The organism is Nocardia sp. KT25-26 (assembly GCF_056627695.1).
Window position 1 is genome coordinate 3,435,042 of sequence record NZ_CM152813.1, and the last position, 20,618, is coordinate 3,455,659.

The window sequence follows — 20,618 nt, forward strand, 5'->3', positions numbered from 1 at the left end:
ACCGATCCGAGCTGGGCAGGCGTTGGGAGGGCGGCATTGCAGGCGATCCGCGAGCTGTTCCCGGCCCTGGCCGACCCGGCGACGGTGTACCTGGACAGTGCCGCCACCACCCAGAAACCGCGGACGGTGATCGACGAAATCACCCGCTACCACAGCGAACGGACCGCCAACGCCGGGCGCGGCACCTACCCGTGGGCCACCGGGCTGGCCGACCGCATCGCCCGGATCCGGAAACGGACCGCCGCCTTCGTCGGCGCCGACCGCGCCGAGGAGATCGTGTTCACCGCCGGCGCCACCGCCGCGCTCAACGCCGTCGCCTACAGCTGGGGACTGGCCGAGCTGTCCGACGGCGACGAAATCCTCTACAGCCCTGCCGATCACGCGGCGAACGTGCTGCCGTGGCACAATCTGCGCGATCTCCTGGCCCGTTCCGGATGCCGGATCACGCTGGTGCCGTATCGCACCACCCGGACGGGCGCCGCCGACGTCGCCGACATCGCGGCCCGGATCACCCCGCGCACCCGGCTGATCACTGTCAGCCACCTGCACCACGTCTACGGTGCGGTCAGCACCCTCGACGGGTTGTTCGATCGGCTCGATCCCCATGTACTGCTCTGTTACGACTGCAGCCAGAGCGGCGGCCACCTACCGGTGGACGTCACCGCACTGCGGGCGGATTTCGCCGTGTTCGCCGCGCACAAGATGTTCGGAGCGCCGGGCACCGGGATCCTCTACTGCCGCGCCCGCGTCCACGACCGGCTGCGGCCGTTCCTACCGGGCGGGCACAGCGGCATCCGGATCGGCGCCGAGGGCCTGATCGGGACCGGCATGCCGCAGCTGCTGGAGGGCGGCACGCACAATCTGCCCGGCGTGCTCGCCCTGGCACCGGCTCTGCAATTGCTCGACGAGATCGGCCTGTCCGCGGTCGCCGCCCACAACCGCGACCTCACCCGTCGGGTGATCGACGGCCTCCGGACCGTACCGGGATGTGAATTCCTGCCCGGCCCGGCCTACACCGCCGGCGACACCGGCTGCGGGATCGTCTCGTTCACCCTGGCCGGGATCACCGCTGCCGATCTCGGATTCGTCCTTTCCGAACTCGGCTTCCTGGTCCGCACCGGCAATCACTGCGTGCTGTCGGATCGGGCCGGCCCCGATGCCGGATCCATCCGGGTCAGCACCCACATCTACAACACCGTTGCGGAGATCGACCGGTTCACTGCCGGTGTGGCCGAGATCGCCGGGCAACTGCGCTGAGCGACGACCCCAGGAGGTTCGATGGACTCACCAGACCTACCGCACTACGACCGCCGGGCCACCGCGCGGATCCTGGCCGAACTCGCCCGGCCCGGACTGTTCGCCACGGTGGCCGCTCCGGTCCGGCACCGCATCACCTACCGCAGCACCCCACTGCTCCCGGAACCCGGTGCCGCTCTGACTCTCTCCCAGCGGCTGTATCTGGAACGGTTCATGTACCCGTGCCGGGCCGAGCAGGTGACCAGCGCGACGCACCGGATCACCTGGACCGACAGCGCCGGCGTACCCAATACCGGCCACTACCGCGCGGACGGCCTCGGGCCGCTGCTGCCGATCGCCACCCGCGAGACGGTACTCATGCTGTGGCACGCGCTCGCCGCCGACACCGGATTCGCCCGCCGCGCCGCCGCACTCGGGCCGGTCGACCGGAATGTCCTCGCCGGTACCACCACCGACCACGAACCGCAGGAAATCTTTCGCGTCGGCATCGAAGCCGCTGGGCGCGCCCTCGCGCAGCACGGACTACTCGCCGCGAGTACCCCCTACCGCAATGTCGTCGATTTCGCCCGGGGCATCGCCGACTCGGGCATTTTCACCCAGGTCGCCACCCGCTGGTACTGGGAACTGCAGGCGGCCACCTACCGGCGCGGCATGATCCCGGTCCGGCTGGTCCCCCGGCCCGGCGGCACCGTCCGATACAGCCCGGAGTCGGTGACCTTGCTGCGCGCCATGAAGGACGCCACCATCGCCGACGCCCGATCCGTGATGGCCCGCGCAACCACGCAGGAGGGCATGGACACCGCTACCGCGGCCGCGCACTATCACGACGAACTCGATCTCATCTCCCGCCAGTACGCGCTGCTCCCCACCGGAGAACGACCGGCCTGCCCCTCCGCGACCGTGCACGTATCGGCCGGCCGGCCGTTCAGCGTGCTGGAAGCCGTGACCGAGCAGTTCGTGGCGACCTTCGCCGCGGCCGCCCCGATGATCGAGATCGCCGCGCAGCCGGAGCACACCGCGGACGAGGAGGACGGCCCGGGCGACGCCGTGTTCTACGTCCCGGATATGAGTTGCCGCCACTGTGTCCGCACCATCGACGGACTGCTCACGTCGATGGAGATCCGGGTCGACGAGATCGATCTGCACGAGAAGCGCGTCGTCGCCCGGTTCCGCAGCCCACGCAACCGCCACCGCGCCTTCGAGGCCCTCCGGGACGGGGGCTACAACCCGGTCGACGACCGACCGGAACCCGAGGCGATATGAGGGCGCCGCCGGCTCTGACCCCGGCCCTGGATCCGACTGTCGCCGCGTTCCTGGCCGACCCGCCCGCCGTCGCCGCCGCCCTGAACCGCTTCGGGTCGCCGCTGCACGTGGTGTTCCCGCAGGTCTTCGATACGAATCTGGCAGCGCTGCGGACGGTCCTCGATGCCCGCCTGCACCGCTATCGGATCTGCTACGCGCACAAGGTGAATCGCAGTGCGGCGTTCGTCCGGGCGGCCGAATCGGCCGGGCTGGGTATCGACGTGTGCTCGGCACCGGAGCTCGACTCGGCGCTGGCCGCCGGATTCGCGGCCGACCGGATCGAGGCTACCGGCCCCAAAGGTGAAGGCCTGCTGCGCACGCTCACCGCTGCCGGAGCAACCGTCAATGTCGACAATCTGTGGGAGCTCACCACGGTGTCCGGATACGCCACCCACCGACACCCGGTGCCGGTGTTGCTGCGGGTCTCCGGTTTCGCGGGCTCGGCGCCCAGCCGTTTCGGCATCGATCCGGCCGACATCGAATCCGCAATGCGCATCGTTGCCGCGGCTCGGGACCGGCTTCGGTTCCTCGGCTTCGCCTTCCACCTGGACACCGCCGACTCCGCCGAACGGCTTCGGGCGGCCGCGAGCTGCCTGGAACTGATCGAGCGAGGGGCCGGGCATGATCTGTACCCCACCGTGCTCGATATCGGCGGCGGACTGCGACAGGTATTCCTCGCCGATCCGGAGGCCTACGACCGGTATCTCGGGGAGGTCCGGGCCGGTCTGGCCGGTATCGGGCCGGCGCGTACCTGGGCCGGGCAGACCCTCGGGCTGCACGCCGACGGAACGACGGTGCACGGCATTCCCGTGGTGCACCGATACGCCAACCCGGTCACCGCCCCCGGTCTGCTCGCCGAGCTCCTCGATGCGGCGTTGCCGGGGCACGGCGGGCATTCCATGGCCCGGGTACTCACCGACAATCTCCTGGAGCTGTGGCTGGAGCCCGGCAAGGCGCTGGTGGATCGAGCCGGGATCACCTTGGCCCAGGTCGAGTTCGTGAAGCCGCATCGCGACGGTGTACCGCTGGTCCACCTGAATCTGAGCCGCGATCAGGTCACACCCGCCGATCAGGAAACGCTGGTGGATCCGGTGCTCGTCCCGGCACATTCCGACGACGGCGGGCCGGTCGGCGTGTTCTTCGCCGGCCGGCTGTGCCTGGAGCGGGATCTGATCACCACCCGGCAGGTCCGGCTGCCCCGTCTCCCCGGCCCGGGGGACATCGTGGCGTTCACCAACACCGCCGCGTACCACATGGACCTCTCGGCGGCCGGGGCCGCACTGCATCCGGTGCCGGCGAAAGTCGCTGCGGTTCGGCACGGCACCACGTTCACCCTGTGTTCCGACGCCGACTTCCGGCCCGGGGCGCCCGGACCGGAGGGATCGTGTTGACCTACCACCACATCACCGAACTGATCGGCAACACACCGCTGCTGCGTCTGGATCCGGCCGTGCACGGCCTCGCGGGGGTGCAGTTGTACGCGAAACTGGAGTCGCACAACCCGTTCGGTTCGGTGAAGGACCGGGTCGCCTGGGCACTCATCCGCGACGAGCTACCCGAATTACGCCGCCGGGGCCGTTCTCTGATCGAGGCATCCAGCGGCAACACCGCCAAGGCACTGCGGATCCTCGGGGCTGTCCACGGTGTCGGCCTGCGGGCGGTCACCAACCGGATCCGGGTCCAGGAGGTGCGGGAGCTGCTGCAACTGCTCGGAACCGACATCGTGGAACTGCCGGGTCTGTCCGAGTGCCCCGACCCCACGGCGCCCAACGATGTGGCAGCGGTGATCGAGCAGACCCTCGCCGCCGATCCGGACCGATACTTCCATCCGTCCCAGTACACCAACGAGAAGAATCCCGAGGTGCATCACCACGGCACCGGCCGGGAGATCCACGAGGACCTGGCGGCCGACGGGATCGACCGGATCGACTATCTCGTCGGTGGTCTCGGCACCACCGGATCGACCCGCGGCGCGGCCGGGTACCTGCGCAAACAGCATCCCGAACTGCGCACGGTGGCCGTGGTGTCCGGCCGGGACGACTTCATCCCGGGAATCCGGTCCGAACACGAGATGTGGGAGGTGGGTCTGTTCCGGCCACAGCTCTACGACCATATCGTCACCGTCGATTCCGCCCGCGCGATCGAGGCGACGCTGGCCCTGGTGACCGGCTTCGGCGTGCTCGCGGGACCCACCAGCGGCGCCGGTTATGCAGCCGCACTGGATCTGCTCGCCGCGGCGCCCCGCCCGAACGGCCGGCCACTGGTCGCCGTGCTGATCGTCTGTGACCGGCTGGAACCGTACCTGTCCTATCTGCGCAAGCGGCGGCCCGAGCTGTTCGGCCGGCCGGCCGAGCCGGCGGCCCCGGTCGGTACCGCACCGGCCCTCGCGCCGGCGGAGCTGGCCGAACTCGACCGGCGGGCTCGGCCCACCGTGGTGGACATCCGTGGTGCGATGGCCTATCGGATGGGGCACGTCCCGGGGTCGTCCAACCTGCGCGACGACGTTCTCGACGAGCTGTTCGAGCACGGCATCCCGTTTCCGCGGTCCCGCCCGCTGGTGTTCGTCTGCCCGGTGGGCGAGGCGTCGGTGCGCTTCGCCGACCGTGCGGCGGACGCGGGCTACGACGCGTACAGCTTGTCGGGCGGAATCGTCGCCTGGCGCGATGCGGGGTTGCCGCTGGAACGGGACCGCTGAGCCGGCCGCAGCACCCCCGGCGTCGCACGCTCGGTCAACAGGGCCACCGGGCCTCGGTAGCCACCGGCCAGCAACCGCACCACCGCATCGAACCCGGCGACGAATTCCTCGGCGGTGCCGCGCTCGAAGCGCGCCACCGGGTACCGGAAGGTACCGCTGATCCCGGCGGGCAGCCCGGCGCTGTCGTAGTGTTCGGTGAGTCCGAACTCGAGGTCGTGTTTGGCCACGACCACCCCGGTCGGCAGGCCCGTGATCTCGGCTGCGGGCCCGGCGACGGACGGAGCCGCGGCGGCATCGGCTCGCTGCAGGATCAGGGTCGCCTGGAACAGCGGCAGCCGGGGATCCTCCAGCAGACAGCGTTTCAGCCGGGGATTCGGGGTGTCGGGATGTGTGAACGCCGCCAGCGCCGTCCGGCGCACCTGATCGAACAGTTCCGGCACATCCGCCGCACGGTCCAGCCGCACCCGCAGCAGCACATCGTCGGCGAAGTTGCCGACCAGGTCGGCCAGCTCGGGCCGATCACGCCCGGAGACCGCGGTGGCCACGGTCACATCGGAACTGCCGCCGAACGCGCCCACGCACACCGCGAAGGCCGCCTGCAGGATCATGAACAGGCTCGCACCCGCGTGCCCCGCCCGGGTGGCCAGGCCCGCGTGCACGGCGGACCCGAAACGGATCTCGACGGTGTCACCGGCCACCGGATCGAGTACCGCCACCGTGCCGGCGGGCCGGACCGGGAATCCCAGGGCCGCGGGCCGCCCGGCAAGCGCATCGGCCCAGTAGCGCAGCTGCTGCGTGGCCCGGCTCCACTCGTCGCGGTAGTCGCCCAGCTGGGCATGCTTCCAGGTGGTGTAGTCGAGGTAGTCGACGGGCAGCGGGGTCCACGCCGGTGCCCGGCCGGCGCAGCGGGCCGCGTACGCCGCACCCAGGTCCCGCCGCAACGGCGCCATCGACTGCCCGTCCACGCAGATGTGGTGCATCCCCAGCACCAGGACGACATCGCCGGCGCCGAGTACGAAGATTCGGGCCAGCAGTGCCGGTGCGGCGGCCAGGTCGAACCGGTGCCGTGCCACCTCGGCCACAGCAGCCGGCAGCCGATCCGGCTCGATCGTGAAGGTCCGGATGTCCGGCGCCGCTGCTTCGGCCGGGATCACGACCTGCGCGGGGCCTCGGTCCGTGTCCGGGAACCGGGTCCGCAACGGCGCATGCCGGGCGACGACATCACCGACGGCCGCAGCCAGCGCCTCGGCGTGCACGACCGGACCCCGGACCCGTACCGCCTCGGTGACATTCCAGTCCGCGGACCGGCCCCGCGCCGCGGCATGCCAAATCCGTTCCTGGGCGGGCGCCAACGGCACGAAGTCCGGGCGGCGGCACCGGGTGAGCGGTACCCGCGGCGGCGCCGGTAGCCGGAACGGCACCCGGCCCGCCCTCGGCTCGGCACTGCCCGCCGGCACGGCGGCACGTCCCCCCGACAACATCCCCGCCTCGGGGTAGAACACTCGCCCTGGACCTCCATCCGCACCGTTTGTGGCGCGAAACGTACCCAGGTCGAGTTAACGGACAGTTTCCGGGCAATGACGACCGGTCGTCGCACTGCGCACGCCCCAGCCACCCCACCCCGGCGCCGATCACCGACTTCCAGCAAATCGAACGGGCACAAACGAATTGGGGTATACGCCACAAATCCGTGACTTCCCTACGCGGTGCCGAGTCACCGGGTTACAGTGAGCGCGGCAACACAGCGGCGAGGAGCGGTCAGGTGTCCATCGGGAAATTGGTGTCCTTCGACAGCTCACGCGGCTTCGGATTCATCCGGCCCGAGGACGGCGGACCCGATGTGTTCGTCCACGTCAACGATATCGGGCTCGACGAGGAACAGCTGCGGCAGGGCCGGGTGTTCGAATTCGATATCGCCGACGGGGAACGCGGCCCCAAAGCCATCAATCTGACCCTGTCGGCCCACCGCAACGGCCGGGAGAACGCCGCCCTGACCGTCGCCGAGCACCGCCGGTTGATCACCGAACTCCTCCTCGATGCCGGCCCCTCCCTGACCGCGGGCGAGATCGTCGCGCTGCGCGATCGGCTCACCGTTTTCGCCGACGAACAGGGCTGGCTGGACGTCCCCTGAGCGGCACCGGCGAGCGGCGCGGTGCCGCCCCCGCGGCCCGGTGAGCGCCTACGATGGCGGGCGCAGACGATGAATTCACCGCGCCCGCGCCGTCGGCACAGGTGTCGTGAAGCCAACCCAGGGAGGGTCCGTGGATCTGCCGGTATCTCCGCCCGTCCGTCCGATGCTCGCCAAGACCGCAGCATCGGTTCCCCGCGATCAGGGACTCAGCTACGAACCGAAATGGGACGGATTCCGTTGCATCGTGTTCCGCGACGGCGACCGGATCGAACTCGGCTCCCGCAACGACCGCCCGCTGACCCGGTACTTCCCGGAACTGGCGGAACTGCTGTTGCAGGCGCTGCCGCCGCGCTGTGTGGTGGACGGCGAGATCGTCGTGGTGACCGAGCACGGCCTGAATTTCGACGCCCTGCAGAACCGGCTGCACCCGGCGGCGTCCCGGGTGCGGCTGCTCGCCGAGCAGACACCGGCCGGCTTCGTCGCCTTCGATCTGCTGGCACTGGGCGATCGCGATCTCACCGGCGAGCCGTTCGCCGAACGCCGGCGGCACTTGGAATCGATCCTGGACGCCGCACCGGGCCGGGTGCACCTGACGCCGATCAGCCACGACCCCGATGTCGCCGAGGACTGGTTCACCCGCTTCGAGGGCGCCGGTTTCGACGGTGTCATGGTCAAGGCCGACGATCAGCCCTATCAGCAGGACAAGCGGGTGATGCTCAAGGTCAAGCACGCCCGGACCGCCGACTGTGTCGTCGCCGGATTCCGCTGGCACAAGGACGGCGCCGGGGTCGGCTCCCTGCTGCTGGGACTGTACGACGAGGACGGCACGCTGCATCACGTCGGCGTGGCCAGCAGCTTCACCGCCGCCCGGCGCCGCGAACTGGTCGACGAGCTGGCCCCGCTGCGCACCGACGCGCTCACCGGGCATCCGTGGCGCGAGTGGGCCGACGCCGCCGCGCAGGAGAGCGCCGGTGGCCGGATGCCGGGCGGGGTGAGTCGCTGGACCGGCGGTAAGGACCTGTCCTGGGAACCGCTGCGCATCGAGACGGTTGCCGAGGTCCGCTACGAACATGTGCAGGCCGGCCGGTTCCGGCACGGCGGCCAGCTGGTCCGGTTCCGGCCCGACCGGACGCCGGAATCGTGCACCTATGCCCAGCTCGACGAGATCGCTCCGGCCGAGCTCACCGAGATCTTCGGGGTGACCCGATGAGCGCGGGCGTGGCGATCGAGGCCGCCGGGCGCACCGTCACCATCACCAACCCGGACAAGATCTACTTCAGCCGGCGCGGCGAGACCAAACTCGACCTGGTGCACTACTACCAGGCCGTCGCCGGGCCGTTGCTCGAGGTGATCGGTGACCGGCCGGTGCTGCTGGAACGCTATCCGGACGGCGCCTCCGGCAAGTCGTGGTTCCAGAAGCGGGTGCCGAAATCGGCGCCGGACTGGTTGCACACCGTGGAGGTCGCCACCCCGAACGGGACCACCAGCCAGGCCTTGGTCGCACACGACCTGGCCCATGTGCTGTGGGCGGTGAATCAGGGATGCCTGGGCTTCCATGTCTGGCCCAACCGAGTCCCCGATCTGACCATCGCCGACGAGCTGCGCATCGATCTGGATCCCTCACCCGGGATCGGGTTCGACGATCTGCGGGCCGCCGCACGATTCACCCGTGACCTGTGCACGGAGTTGGGCATCGAAACCCGGATCAAGACCTCCGGCTCCCGCGGGCTGCATATATACGCGGCCCTGGAACCGCGCTGGGACGGCTACCGGGTCCGGGCCGCCGCGGTCGCGCTGGCCCGCGAGCTGGAACGCCGCCATCCGGACCGGATCACGGCCCAGTGGTGGAAGGAGGAACGTGGCCGGCGGGTCTTCGTCGACTACAACCAGAACGCGCCGCACAAGACGGTGTTCGGGGCCTGGTGTGTGCGGCCGAAGGTCGGAGCCCAGGTCTCCACGCCGATCGACTGGGACGAGCTCGACGAGGTGGTCCCGGACGACCTCACCCTCGCCACCGTGCCGCTGCGGGTCGCCGAGCTGGGTGATCCGTGGGCGGACCGCGCCCCGCAGTCCATCGAACCGCTGCTGCAGATGTCGGAACGCGATCTGGCGAGCGGGATGATGGATGCCCCGTGGCCGCCGCAGTACCCGAAGATGCCCGGCGAACCGCCCCGGGTCCAACCCAGCCGTGCCCGGGCCGGTGGTGCGGCGGACGCCGGGTAGCGGCTACTCGGTCCAGTACACCCAGCTGCTGGTGCCGCCCGACGTCTCGCAGACCAGAGCTCGATTGTCGCCGGTGCGGGCGGTCCGCTCCGCCGACGGATCGCATTCCCCGCCCGCGCTCCGGGCCGTCTCCGCCACGTCGTATGGGCCGGACCAGCGTTGTTCCCCGGTTCCGGTGTTGAGGCACAGCACCGTGCCGTCCGTACCGGTACCGATCGCACCTACCCCCGCCGAAGTGCAGTCCGTGCCGTTTTGCACCGACTGCCATTCTGGTGCGGGTCGTTCCGACACGGCCGGGGCCGGGGCGGCCGATTCACCGGCCGGCGCCACCGGCGCACCGGCGGGAGCCGTCGGCGTGGCCGGAACCGTCACCGTTGTCGTCGCATCCGCCTGGGGCAGCACATCGCGCAACTCGCCGCGTGCCGTATACACCGCGGCCACCAGCAGAGCCACCTCGCCGAGCCCCAGCAGCAGCGCCAGCAACCCCATCACCCGGCCGCGCGGGTGCCCGAACGACAGCAGGGCGAACACGATCGCCACCGGAAACAGCAACAGCAGACCGGCAGCCAGTGCCACCATGGCGTAGGGATTCACGATCGGGGTCCGGTACCGTTCCGCCAACGGCTGGGCATGCGGCCAGAGCTCGCCGTCCCAGTCCCGTTCGCCGGCGCCCGCCGGGGCCTCGTCCCAATCCTCGTACCGTGCCATCCGCGGCCCCTCTGTCGATCCTCCCCGCAGCACCGGCACAGCGGCCGCCCGGGTCAACCGAAGACAATAGGGACCGGCTGCACCCCTCCGCAGCGCAATGCCCGATATGGTCACGATTCGATCACAGCACGGTCGGCCGGTAACGAACCGGCAACCACCCCTGTCGCCCGCGCCGCCGGCGGTTCATGCTGGTCATCACCAGGCGTCACCCGCATCCGGCCACGGCGCAAGGAGGATTCATGACCGACAGCAGCACATCAGCAGACCGGACCGACCGTCCCTGGCACGCACAGGCCGGCGACCTGCTCGCCGACGACTACAACGTTCCGGGCATCGTCCTGTGTGCGCTCGGCGTGATCGCGCTGGCCTGCACGCTCACCGCCGCCGGATCCGACTATGCGGGCTGGGCGGCGCTCGGTGCCGCCGCCACCGCGCTGCTGCTCACCGTCGGTGTCGGTGCCCTGCTGTTCGAACATCGCCGCGAAGAGGTCATCGAACGCCGTTACGGACGGCACGGCCACGCGCCGGGACATCTGGGTTCGGTGCGCTACAGCGCGGAACTCGCACACCGCCCGGTCGGCCGCCTGCCCGGCTGACCGGCTACGGAATCCGCCCCTCGGCCACCGCGGGAATCGTCTCGGTGAGCAAGGTCAGCAGGGTGTCGGCGAGCAGCCGGTGCACCTGCGCGCGGGTCAGCGTCCCGCGGGTCAGCCATTCCCGGCCGGCGACCTTGACCAGCCCCGCATAGGCGAGTATCAGCGCGCGCAATTGCGCATTCTCTGCCAGATCGGCACGGCTCAGCATCAGCAGCATCCGCTCCGCCGCCGCGTTGTCGGCCTGATCGAGGATCTGCTGTACCTCGGGGTCGTCGCCGACACCCTCGTGGCTGGTCACCTTCACCCAGGTGGTGCCGTGTTCGGCGATCGTGTCGAGCAGCCAGCCGACGATCGCGTCCACCCGTTCCCGGGGGGCGCCGGTGGGCACCGACATACTGTCCATCCGGGGCAGCGTCACCATCCGCCGGACCACGGCCAGATACAGATCACGCTTGTTGCCGAAATAGTGGTTGATCAGACCGCGCGCCACCCCGGCCCGCTGCGCCAGTTCCGCGGTGGATACGGCCGCATACGGCCGTTCCCCGAACATATCGATGGCGCATGCCAGGATCTGCGCGCGGCGTTCGTCGGGCTCGAGCCGGCGGCGGCGCGGCGCCTCGGCTGCCTCGGTTTCGAGCTGCGAAATCGTCGGACTCCGTCGGTGTACCAGGACCACCACGGTGTGCGGCGGCGGTCCATCACCATACCCAGCGGGTGGGCCGGCAGGCGAATGCGACAATGGAACGCGTCACCCGCCCCCGCACGAAGGACCACCCCGCTTTCCGATGGCCGAGAACACGATCGATCCGGATGAGCTCGCCACCTGCCTCCGGGTGCTCGACCACGCGGGGCAACTCGACAAGGACCATCCCGACTCGATCGCGGTGCAGCGGGCGGTCGGACACATGTTCAAGAAGCTCAAGCAGCGTCGTCGCACCGAAGCGCGCCGGCGGGTCGCCGACGCCGATCGTGCGGTGATCGCGGCGACCGCGACCGGTTCCCCGCAGCGGATCGACGACGAGACCGCCGGGATCCCGATCAGTTCCGGTACCACCGGCTCCTCGGCCGGCACCCTGATCCGTCCGCGGCCCTGCTATATCTGCAAACAGGACTACACCCGCGTCGACGCCTTCTACCACCAGCTGTGCCCGGACTGCGCCGCGGCGAGCCATGCCAAACGCGACGCCCGCACCGATCTGACCGGCCGGCGCGCCCTACTCACCGGCGGCCGGGCCAAGATCGGCATGTACATCGCATTGCGGCTGCTGCGCGACGGGGCCCACACGACGATCACCACCCGCTTCCCGAACGACGCGATCCGCCGGTTCGCCGCCATGCCGGACAGCGCCGACTGGCTGCACCGGCTCCGCATCGTCGGCATCGACCTCCGCGATCCCGCTCAGGTGATCGCCCTCGCCGACGACGTCGCCGCACAGGGCCCGCTGGACATCCTGATCAACAATGCCGCGCAGACGGTGCGCCGCTCCCCGGGTGCCTACAGTGCCCTCGTCGACGCGGAGTCCGCACCGTTGCCGGCCGGGGCCCTGCCCGAATCGGTCACCTTCGGCAAGACGATGCAGGCCCATCCCACGGCCCTCACCGCCTCGCTGGCCCCGGCGCTGTCCGCCGACGAGGTCGCCGAACTGGCGCTGGTGGCCGGATCCGCCACCCCGGACCGGATCTCGCGCGGAGTGGCCATCGATGCCGGCGGCCTGGTCCCGGATCTCGCGCACACCAACAGCTGGGTGCAGACGGTGGCCGAGGTCGACGCCGGCGAACTGCTCGAGGTGCAGCTGTGCAACTCGGTGGCGCCGTTCATCCTGGTGTCCCGGCTACGTCCGGCCATGGCGGCCGCCGCGGCGCGGCGCAAGTACATCGTCAACGTCTCCGCCATGGAGGGGCAGTTCTCCCGCGGCTACAAGGGGCCGGGGCATCCGCATACGAACATGGCCAAGGCCGCGCTGAACATGCTCACCCGCACCAGTGCCCGCGAACTGTACGAGGCCGATTCGATTCTGATGACCGCCGTCGACACCGGCTGGATCACCGACGAGCGCCCGCACTACACCAAGATCCGGCTCGCCGACGAGGGCTTCCATGCACCCCTGGACCTGGTCGACGGTGCGGCCCGGGTGTACGACCCGATCGTGCAGGGTGAGAACGGTGTCGACCTGTTCGGCTGCTTCCTCAAGGACTACCGGCCTTCCGCCTGGTGACTGCAGCTCGGTGACGGCAGCCGGATGGCGACAGCCCGGTCACCGGTCGGTGTCGGCCGGACCGCGCGGCCGGGTTGCCGACCTATCCTGAACAGGTGCTGTTCCGGGTGCTCGCCGACGTGGTCGCCGTCACGCACTTCGCATTCATCGCGTACGTGGTGCTCGGCGGTTTCCTGGCGTGGCGGTGGCCCCGGACCGTCACGCTGCACCTGGCGGCCGTCGCCTGGGGATTCGGCACCGTACTGGTCGGGTTCGACTGTCCGCTGACCCACCTGGAGAACTGGGCCCGCGACCGGGCGGGCGCCGCCGCGCTGCCCCCGAGCGGATTCATCGACCATTATCTGACCGGGGTGATCTACCCGGACAACGCCCTCGGCCTGGTACGGACGCTGGCCGGTGTGGTCGTGGTGTTCTCCTGGGCCGGTTTCGTCCTGCTGCGGCACCGCCCCGCGCAGCCGACCCGAAGCCGGACACCGTAATTCGGTGCGGACCACCATCCACCGCACCGGCCGCCCGGGTCTACCCTCGGGCGTGTGAACCCGCGCGCAGATCTCCTCCACGACTACGAAACCGGCCTCGGTCTCGATCCGCAGCCGCCTGCCGAACTCCCCGATCCCGGCCTGGCCCTGGCCGCGACGCTGCCGGTGTGGCAGCTGGCCGCGGGGTCGGTACAGGCCGTGGCCGCGGCGGCGAACCGCCTCAGGGCCGGGCAGGGACTGGATTCGGTCGACGCACACATCGACCCGACCCGGATCGTTGCGGCGTTCACGAGTGAGCGGCTGCATTCGGTGGCCGGTGCCGCCCCCGAAGTGTTCGCCGAACTGTCCGGGTTCTTCCCCACCTTCGACGGCTGGGTGCGCACCCACGCCAACTATCCGCACCATCGCGCGCGCCTGCTCACCGCCCTCGGCCTACCGGTGGACGCCTCGGCCGACCACGCCTTCGCGCAACTGGCCATGCTGCCCGCCGCCGAGGTGGAACGCCGGGCGGCGGCGGCCGGTGCCGTCGCGGTGCGCGTACGTGGCGAACCCGAATGGGCCGACAGCGCAGCCGGCCGGGCCGCTGCCGACGGGCCCCTGGTCGCCGTCGAGCGAGACGAGACCGCCGCTACCGCGGCCCGGCAGCCGGTGGGTACCGTCGAGGAGCCCCTACGCGGCCTGCGGGTGCTCGATCTGACCCGGGTGCTGGCCGGACCCGTCGCCACCCGTACCCTGGCCCTGCTGGGCGCCGACGTCCTGCGGATCGATCCGCCGCAGCTGCCCGAGATCGACTGGCAGTTCCGGGATACCGGCCAGGGCAAACGTTCGGCCCTGCTGGATCTGCGCGCCGATCCGGACCGGTTCGCCGCCCTGCTCGACGATGCCGACGTACTGGTCACCGGTTATCGTCCGGGTGCGCTCGAAGCCATCGGCTGCACCGCCGACCGGCCCGGCCTGATCCACGCCCGGATCAGCGCCTGGGGAGAATCGGGGCCGTGGGCGCAGCGCCGTGGGTTCGACAGCATCGTCCAGGCCGCCACCGGGATCGCACTCGCCGAGGGCACCCCGGGGATGCCCGGCGCACTGCCCGCCCAGGCGCTGGATCATGCCTCCGGCTATCTGCTCGCCGCCGGGATCATCGATGCGCTCGCCGCCCGCGCCGCCGACGGTCACGGCCGGACCGTCCGGGCCGCGCTGGCCCGGACCGCCACCTGGCTGCTCGCCGCCGGGCCCCGCACTCCCGACCATCTGACCGCCGCCACCCCGGACCCACGCGCCACGGTCACCCACGGACAGGTGACCACCGCCGCACCGGCCCTGGCCGAATATCCGGACTACCCGGCACCCGCCCCGGTCTACGGCACCGGCACCTCCACCTGGGCGGTCCCCGCGCTGTGATCCACCGGCCCGGCGATCGCCTCCGGCCCGGCGCCGTATGCCCGGCCACAGCCCGCCGCCGGCCGCCGGGCGGCGGGAACTAGGCTCGGATCCGTGGGCCAGAAGATCATCGCCGACGTCGACACCGGGATCGACGACTCGCTGGCGCTGCTGTACCTGCTCGCCGAACCCGCCGCCGAGATCGTCGGGATCGCATCGACCGCGGGGAACGTACCGGCCGAACAGGTTGCGGCCAACAATCTGGCACTGCTCGACCTGTGCCGGGCACCGGCCGTGGAGGTGGCCCTCGGCGCGGAACAGCCGCTGGCCGTTCCCCTGCGCACCACCGAGGACACGCACGGACCGCAGGGGATCGGGTACGCCGAACTTCCGGCGTCCGGGCGCAGTCGGTCGCCCCGGTCCGCGGCCCGGATGTGGGTGGAGCAGGTGCAGGCGGCGCCCGGCGAGATCATCGGCCTGTGCACCGGACCGCTGACCAACCTCGCGCTCGCACTGCGGATGGAACCGGAACTCCCGCAGCTGCTGCAGCGGCTGGTGATCATGGGCGGAGCCTTCCAGCATCCCGGCAACACCACACCGACCAGCGAATGGAACATCCACGTCGACCCGGAAGCCGCCGCCGAGGTCTTCGCCGGTTTCTCGGCCGCTCCGCCGGATCGGCGGCCGGTGGTGTGTGCACTCGACATCACCGAAACCATCGAGATGTTCCCACACCATCTCACCCGCCTCGCCGAACGGGCCGGGTGCCCGCCGCTGCCGCCGGTCTCGCCCGCCGACCCGCCTTCCGCCCGGTGCACGGCGCCGAACCCGGTCATCCGCTTCCTCACCGACGCGATCCGCTTCTACTTCGACTTCCACCACGGCTACGACCTCGGCTATCTCGCGCATATGCACGACCCGTTCGCTGCCGCGGTGGCCCTGGACCCCGCCCTCGCCCGCACGCACCCCGCCACCGTCGACGTCGAACTGACCGGCACCCTGACCCGGGCCACCACGGTTGCCGACCGGACCGGGATGTGGGGCCGCAAACCGAACGCCGACATCGTGATCGGGACCGATCCGGCGGTCTTCTTCGACCGCCTGATCGCCCGCGTCGGCGATTTCGCCCGCACCGTCCACCACTCGGAGCAGCCATGAGCCACGACGACACCGCAGTCCACCTCGCCCGGTTACGCGACCGTCTCGGGCTGTCCGGAATCGTCGATGTGCATACCCATTTCATGCCCGAACCGGTGATGCGCAAGGTGTGGGCGTACTTCGACCAGGCGGGCCCGCTCACCGGCCGCACCTGGCCGATCACGTACCGGGAGGACGAGCAGGTACGCCTGAAGACACTGCGCGACTTCGGGGTCCGCGCGTTCACTTCGCTCGTGTACCCGCACAAGCCGGCGATGGCGGACTGGCTCAACGGCTGGGCCGCAGAATTCGCCGACCGCACCCCGGACTGCCTGTCCACCGCTACGTTCTTCCCGGAGCCGGAGGCCGTCCGATACGTGCGTGCCGCACTGGACCGGGGTGCCCGGGTCTTCAAGGTACATATCCAGGTCGGCGCGTTCTCACCGCTGGACCCGCTCCTGGACGGAGTGTGGCAGCTGCTCGCCGAGACCGGCACTCCGGTGATCATCCACTGCGGCTCCGGCCCGGCGCCCGGCGAGTTCACCGGCCCCGCACCGATCGCGGAAATGCTGCGCCGCCACCCTGAGCTGCGGCTGATCATCGCGCATATGGGCACGCCCGAGTACACCGAATTCCTCGATCTCGCCGAAGAGTTCGCCGGTGTGTATTTCGACACGACGATGATCTGGACGGATTTCAGCGAAGCCGGGGCGCCGTTCCCGGCCGACTCCTACGACCGCCTCGACGACTTCGGCGACCGGATCCTGTTCGGCAGCGACTTCCCCAACATTCCCTACGACTACGCGCACGCCGTCGCGGCGCTGGAGCGGCCGGGCCGGGGTGACGCCTGGTTGCGGGCGGTCCTGCACGACAACGCCGCCCGGTTGTTCGCGCTCGATCGGCCGAACTGAACCGGTCTGCACGGCCGTCCCCCGCTGGTCTGCACACAGCCGTCCCCGGCCATCTGCTCAGCCGTCCCCGGCGAGGCCGCGCCGACAGGCGTACACGGCCAGCCGCACCCGGTTGTCACAGCCGGTCTTGTCCATCAGGTTGGCGACGTGGGTCTTCACCGTCGTCACCCCGAGATGCAGACGCGCAGCGATGTCCTGATTCGTGAGTCCCGCCCCGACCCCGGCCAGCACATCCAGTTCGCGGGCCGACAGGTCGACGCGGGGCATCGGGGCATCGGCCCGGCGCCCGGCCAGGGCCTGCTCGACGAGCCGCCGCAGTACGGCCGGGGAGAACGGGGTATCGCCGGCGACGGTCCGGCGCACCGCGTGCAGCAGTTCCGCCGGTTCGGTGTCCTTGACCAGGTAGCCGTCCGCCCCGGCGGCCAGGGCCGGGTACAGGTGTTCGTCGTCGTCGAAGGTGGTGAGTACCAGCACCTTGGCACCGGATCCGGAGGCGCGGATCCGCTCGGTGGCCGCCACCCCGTCCATACCCGGCATCCGCAGATCCATCAGGATCAGTTCCGGAGCCAGTTCGGCGTGCAGCCGTAATGCCGCGGCACCGTCGGCCGCCTCACCGACCACGGTCAGATCGTCGGCGGCATCGATGAGCATGCGCAACCCGGCCCGGACCAGCCGCTGGTCGTCCACGATCAGCACCCTGGTCATCGGACCGGCTCCGCTTCCCCCGCACCGGCCGGCCAGGGCAGCCAGGCGGATACGGTCCACCGCGGTCCCTCCGTGTCGACCGTGAGGCGGCCGCCCGCGAGTTCGATCCGTTCCCGCATACCGACCAGTCCGTGCCCGTCGGAGGGTGGCCGCCCGGATCCGCCGCCGCTGACGACTTCCACGGTGCAGCCACCCGCCGTGCGCCGCACGGTCAGGTGCACCGGGGTGTCCCGATCGGCGTGTTTCATCACGTTCGTCAGCGATTCCTGTATCGAGCGCAGCAGGGTGAGGCGGCCGACGGCGTCCAGGCGGTCCAGCCCCGGTGCGATATCGGCATGCACCCGGAACCCGCCGGCGCGGACCCGCTCGACCGCCGCCGTCAGTTCGCTCTGCACCGCTGCCGATTCCACCAGCACCGTTTCGCCGAGGGCCGGGTCGCGCAGCGCGGCCAGCAACCGCCGGATATCCGACAAGGCATCCGCGGCGATCCCGTGCACATCGTCGAGGACGGCCCGGACCCGAGAATCCGTATCCGGCAGGACATGCCGGGCAGCCCCGATCCGCAGCACGATCGACGACATATGGTGGGCGACCAGATCGTGCAGTTCCCGGGCCAGCGCGGCACGTTCGGTCATCCGGGTGCGCAACTGGGCCTCGGCCCGCCGGAGCTCGGCATCGGCGGCCCGGGCCCGCAGCGTGGCGGCCAGCTCCCGCTGACCGCGCAGGTACAGGCCGAGCAGCAACGGCAACCCCACGTAGGCACCGATCTCCACCACGGTCGCCGCACGCCAGATCGATCCGTCGTGCCTGTCGATCCGGCCCGCCACGACGGCGGCCGCCCAGCACACGGTCACGGCCACGATCGGCGGCCGGCGATTGCTGCGCATCACTGCATCCACCAGGGCGACCGCGCCCAGCAACGGCACCAGGTCCGATACGCCCCAGGCCGGGGTGCGGAACAGCGGGACCGCCAGTGCCGACAGTGCGACCGAGACCGGTACCGGCCATCGACGGCCCAGGACGAACAGGCCACCGGCAGCCAGGGCCGGCACCCAGTAACTCCAGGGCACCCGGTACTCCCCCGGATAGGTGCTCGCCGCCAGCAACAGCGGAATCAGCAGCAACGGCAACCACCGCAGGAGCCGCTGCCGGCCGGGTCCGGTGCGGATTTCGGACATCGCACCACCGTATGCCACCTGCCGGGACGCGGAGTAGCCGGACCGGCCGAGCCCGCCCTAACAGATCGGACCGGTTTCGACAAGGCCTGGGAGGCCGGTTCCGGACCGGCCGGATCCGGCCGGACGGACGAGTTCGGCAACCGGGCGGCAATCCAGAATCGACCTCGATCCGCCGACGAACGAGGAGTATTCGTGATCCCGAGACGAACGGTGCTGGCCGGGCTCGCCGGCCTGCCGGCCGTGCTGGCGGCCGGCTGTGCCACCCGCGGCACCACCACCCCCGGCTTCGCCGCCGCCGGAGTGACCGGCGCCCGGCCGCTGCCGATCCCGCCGATCGCCCCGTCGTCGGTCGATGCCGCCGGGGTCCGCCGGTTCGATCTCGAGGTACGAACCGGCGCCACCGAGATCCTGCCCGGCCGACGCACCCCCACCTGGGGGTACAGCGGGACGATTCTCGGGCCGACGGTGCGGGCCCGGCGTGGTGAGCGAGTCGCCTTCACGGTGACCAACCGGCTCCCGGAGCCCACCACCGTGCACTGGCACGGTATGCATCTACCGGCCCGTTTCGACGGTGGACCGCATCAGACCATCGCCCCGGGCGGCATCTGGACCCCGAGCTGGACCGTCGATCAACCGGCGGCGACGCTCTGGTACCACCCGCATCCGCACGGGGCCACCGAGAAGCATGTGTACCGGGGACTGGCCGGGCTGTTCCTCGTCGACGACGACATCGCGACGGCACTGCCGCTCCCCCACGACTACGGCGTGGACGATTTCCCGCTCGTCGTCCAGGATCGCCGGTTCACCACCGCCGGGACGCTGGACGAAACAGATGCCACCGATATCGGGCTGCTGGGCGACACCATCGTCACCAATGGGCTGGCCGGTGCCTATCTGCCCGTTCGGACCGAACGAATCCGGTTGCGGATCCTCAACGGATCCGCGGGCCGACTGTACAACTTCGGGTTCGCCGACGATCGGGTGTTCCAGGTGGTCGGGAGCGACGGCGGGCTGCTGCCCGAACCGGTCCCGCGTACCCGGCTCCAGTTGAGCCCGGGCGAACGCGCCGAGATCGTGGTGCCGATATCCGCCGGGGAGACGACGATGCTGCGTTCCACCCCGATCGCGGGGCATCGTGATGTCGATCGTGCCGCGTTCGGGTTCGACGATTCCTTCGACATCCTGGAGATACGGGCGTCCGGCAGCCTCGACCCGCGCCCTGCCGTTCCGGCAGCCCTCGTCGATATCCCGCCGCTGGTACCGGCCGGGACTCCCGCCGACCGGTCCTTCGACCTGCAGTGGTTCATGATCAACGGGCTGCGGATGGATATGAACCGGATCGACCTGACCGTCCCGGTGGACACCACCGAGGTGTGGGAGGTGCACAACCGGGACAACTGGCCGCACAACTTCCACATCCACGATGTGCAGTTCCGGATTCTCGACCTCGACGGGGCGGCGCCGCCGCCGGAACTGGCCGGCTGGAAGGACACCCTCTACCTCGCTCCGGGTTCCGGTGCCCGGCTGGCGATGCGGTTCACCGATCATACGGACCCGGTGAACCCGTACATGTACCACTGCCACCTGCTGTACCACGAGGATCAGGGCATGATGGGCCAGTTCCTGGTGCTCGGACCGGGTGATACCCCGGTGCCACGGGCACCGGTCCCCGGCCACGGCGGTCACTGACGGGCCCGCGGGGC

Annotated in this window: 19 protein-coding genes; 14 read left to right on the top strand and 5 right to left on the bottom strand. The window is 70.5% G+C overall.

Annotated features, from left to right (window positions below):
- Window positions 1-36 precede the first annotated feature (36 nt).
- From AC1HFH_RS15695 to AC1HFH_RS15710, 4 genes are read left to right on the top strand one after another with little or no spacing between them, the layout of a single operon-like run.
- The gene (locus AC1HFH_RS15695) at window positions 37-1,257 is read left to right on the top strand and encodes an aminotransferase class V-fold PLP-dependent enzyme (protein WP_480243521.1); all 1,221 of its coding nucleotides are present in this window, start codon (window positions 37-39) and stop codon (window positions 1,255-1,257) included.
- 21 nt (window positions 1,258-1,278) lie between these two features.
- Entirely contained in the window at window positions 1,279-2,520 is a 1,242-nt protein-coding gene (locus AC1HFH_RS15700; RefSeq protein WP_480243522.1) for a heavy-metal-associated domain-containing protein, read from the top strand.
- A complete protein-coding gene (locus AC1HFH_RS15705) occupies window positions 2,517-3,950 on the top strand; it encodes a type III PLP-dependent enzyme domain-containing protein (protein WP_480243523.1) in 1,434 nt (477 codons plus the stop codon). The genes AC1HFH_RS15700 and AC1HFH_RS15705 overlap by 4 nt, the downstream gene beginning before the upstream one ends.
- Window positions 3,944-5,254 (top strand): pyridoxal-phosphate dependent enzyme, encoded by a 1,311-nt coding sequence (locus AC1HFH_RS15710; RefSeq protein ID WP_480243524.1) that lies wholly within the window; start codon window positions 3,944-3,946, stop codon window positions 5,252-5,254. Before AC1HFH_RS15705 ends, AC1HFH_RS15710 begins: the two co-directional genes overlap by 7 nt.
- Here the strand turns inward: AC1HFH_RS15710 and AC1HFH_RS15715 are convergent.
- Window positions 5,179-6,756: a condensation domain-containing protein gene (locus AC1HFH_RS15715; protein WP_480243525.1), complete on the bottom strand. Its 1,578-nt coding sequence runs from the start codon at window positions 6,754-6,756 to the stop codon at window positions 5,179-5,181. The two genes, AC1HFH_RS15710 and AC1HFH_RS15715, sit on opposite strands and share 76 nt — an antisense overlap.
- A gap of 260 nt (window positions 6,757-7,016) precedes the next feature.
- Between AC1HFH_RS15715 and AC1HFH_RS15720 the strand changes: the two genes are divergently transcribed.
- The 3 genes from AC1HFH_RS15720 (at window position 7,017) to ligD (ending at window position 9,608) form a co-directional block, all read left to right on the top strand.
- The gene (locus AC1HFH_RS15720) at window positions 7,017-7,385 is read left to right on the top strand and encodes a cold-shock protein (RefSeq protein WP_480243526.1); all 369 of its coding nucleotides are present in this window, start codon (window positions 7,017-7,019) and stop codon (window positions 7,383-7,385) included.
- Between the two features lie 130 nt (window positions 7,386-7,515).
- Window positions 7,516-8,595 (top strand): ATP-dependent DNA ligase, encoded by a 1,080-nt coding sequence (locus AC1HFH_RS15725; protein ID WP_480243527.1) that lies wholly within the window; start codon window positions 7,516-7,518, stop codon window positions 8,593-8,595.
- Window positions 8,592-9,608: a non-homologous end-joining DNA ligase gene (gene ligD / locus AC1HFH_RS15730; protein ID WP_480243528.1), complete on the top strand. Its 1,017-nt coding sequence runs from the start codon at window positions 8,592-8,594 to the stop codon at window positions 9,606-9,608. The genes AC1HFH_RS15725 and ligD overlap by 4 nt, the downstream gene beginning before the upstream one ends.
- 3 nt (window positions 9,609-9,611) lie before the next feature.
- Here ligD and AC1HFH_RS15735 read toward each other — a convergent pair whose 3' ends face one another.
- A complete protein-coding gene (locus tag AC1HFH_RS15735) occupies window positions 9,612-10,316 on the bottom strand; it encodes a hypothetical protein (RefSeq protein WP_480243529.1) in 705 nt (234 codons plus the stop codon).
- 239 nt (window positions 10,317-10,555) lie between these two features.
- On the opposite strand from AC1HFH_RS15735, the gene AC1HFH_RS15740 reads away from it, so the two are divergent.
- Window positions 10,556-10,912, top strand: coding sequence for a hypothetical protein (locus AC1HFH_RS15740; RefSeq protein ID WP_480243530.1), 357 nt, complete (start codon window positions 10,556-10,558; stop codon window positions 10,910-10,912).
- Window positions 10,913-10,916: 4 nt separating this feature from the next.
- On the opposite strand, the gene AC1HFH_RS15745 is transcribed toward AC1HFH_RS15740, so the two are convergent.
- Complete coding sequence (locus tag AC1HFH_RS15745; protein ID WP_480247865.1) at window positions 10,917-11,582, bottom strand: TetR/AcrR family transcriptional regulator; 666 nt, start codon at window positions 11,580-11,582, stop codon at window positions 10,917-10,919.
- 115 nt (window positions 11,583-11,697) lie between these two features.
- Between AC1HFH_RS15745 and AC1HFH_RS15750 the strand changes: the two genes are divergently transcribed.
- From AC1HFH_RS15750 to AC1HFH_RS15770, 5 genes are all read left to right on the top strand, one after another.
- Window positions 11,698-13,128 (top strand): SDR family NAD(P)-dependent oxidoreductase, encoded by a 1,431-nt coding sequence (locus tag AC1HFH_RS15750; protein WP_480243531.1) that lies wholly within the window; start codon window positions 11,698-11,700, stop codon window positions 13,126-13,128.
- A 95-nt stretch (window positions 13,129-13,223) separates the two neighbouring features.
- Window positions 13,224-13,607 carry a DUF2784 domain-containing protein gene (locus tag AC1HFH_RS15755; protein ID WP_480243532.1) on the top strand — a complete coding sequence of 128 codons (384 nt, stop codon included), beginning with the start codon at window positions 13,224-13,226 and terminating at the stop codon, window positions 13,605-13,607.
- A gap of 54 nt (window positions 13,608-13,661) precedes the next feature.
- Window positions 13,662-15,005 (top strand): CoA transferase, encoded by a 1,344-nt coding sequence (locus tag AC1HFH_RS15760; RefSeq protein ID WP_480243533.1) that lies wholly within the window; start codon window positions 13,662-13,664, stop codon window positions 15,003-15,005.
- A gap of 93 nt (window positions 15,006-15,098) precedes the next feature.
- Window positions 15,099-16,142 (top strand): nucleoside hydrolase, encoded by a 1,044-nt coding sequence (locus AC1HFH_RS15765; RefSeq protein WP_480243534.1) that lies wholly within the window; start codon window positions 15,099-15,101, stop codon window positions 16,140-16,142.
- A complete protein-coding gene (locus tag AC1HFH_RS15770) occupies window positions 16,139-17,032 on the top strand; it encodes an amidohydrolase family protein (protein ID WP_480243535.1) in 894 nt (297 codons plus the stop codon). The genes AC1HFH_RS15765 and AC1HFH_RS15770 overlap by 4 nt, the downstream gene beginning before the upstream one ends.
- A gap of 57 nt (window positions 17,033-17,089) precedes the next feature.
- On the opposite strand, the gene AC1HFH_RS15775 is transcribed toward AC1HFH_RS15770, so the two are convergent.
- Complete coding sequence (locus tag AC1HFH_RS15775) at window positions 17,090-17,737, bottom strand: response regulator (RefSeq protein WP_480243536.1); 648 nt, start codon at window positions 17,735-17,737, stop codon at window positions 17,090-17,092.
- Window positions 17,734-18,915: a sensor histidine kinase gene (locus tag AC1HFH_RS15780; protein ID WP_480243537.1), complete on the bottom strand. Its 1,182-nt coding sequence runs from the start codon at window positions 18,913-18,915 to the stop codon at window positions 17,734-17,736. Before AC1HFH_RS15780 ends, AC1HFH_RS15775 begins: the two co-directional genes overlap by 4 nt.
- A gap of 192 nt (window positions 18,916-19,107) precedes the next feature.
- On the opposite strand from AC1HFH_RS15780, the gene AC1HFH_RS15785 reads away from it, so the two are divergent.
- Complete coding sequence (locus AC1HFH_RS15785; RefSeq protein WP_480243538.1) at window positions 19,108-20,604, top strand: multicopper oxidase family protein; 1,497 nt, start codon at window positions 19,108-19,110, stop codon at window positions 20,602-20,604.
- Window positions 20,605-20,618 lie beyond the last annotated feature (14 nt).

What these genes read in the sequence shown, in the direction of transcription:
- AC1HFH_RS15780 (WP_480243537.1), bottom strand. Translation starts at nt 18,915, where the DNA reads ATGTCCGAAATCCGCACCGGACCCGGCCGGCAGCGGCTCCTGCGGTGG.
- AC1HFH_RS15740 (WP_480243530.1), top strand. Translation starts at nt 10,556, where the DNA reads ATGACCGACAGCAGCACATCAGCAGACCGGACCGACCGTCCCTGGCAC.
- AC1HFH_RS15700 (WP_480243522.1), top strand. Translation starts at nt 1,279, where the DNA reads ATGGACTCACCAGACCTACCGCACTACGACCGCCGGGCCACCGCGCGG.
- AC1HFH_RS15750 (WP_480243531.1), top strand. Translation starts at nt 11,698, where the DNA reads ATGGCCGAGAACACGATCGATCCGGATGAGCTCGCCACCTGCCTCCGG.
- AC1HFH_RS15735 (WP_480243529.1), bottom strand. Translation starts at nt 10,316, where the DNA reads ATGGCACGGTACGAGGATTGGGACGAGGCCCCGGCGGGCGCCGGCGAA.
- AC1HFH_RS15770 (WP_480243535.1), top strand. Translation starts at nt 16,139, where the DNA reads ATGAGCCACGACGACACCGCAGTCCACCTCGCCCGGTTACGCGACCGT.
- AC1HFH_RS15705 (WP_480243523.1), top strand. Translation starts at nt 2,517, where the DNA reads ATGAGGGCGCCGCCGGCTCTGACCCCGGCCCTGGATCCGACTGTCGCC.
- AC1HFH_RS15775 (WP_480243536.1), bottom strand. Translation starts at nt 17,737, where the DNA reads ATGACCAGGGTGCTGATCGTGGACGACCAGCGGCTGGTCCGGGCCGGG.
- ligD (WP_480243528.1), top strand. Translation starts at nt 8,592, where the DNA reads ATGAGCGCGGGCGTGGCGATCGAGGCCGCCGGGCGCACCGTCACCATC.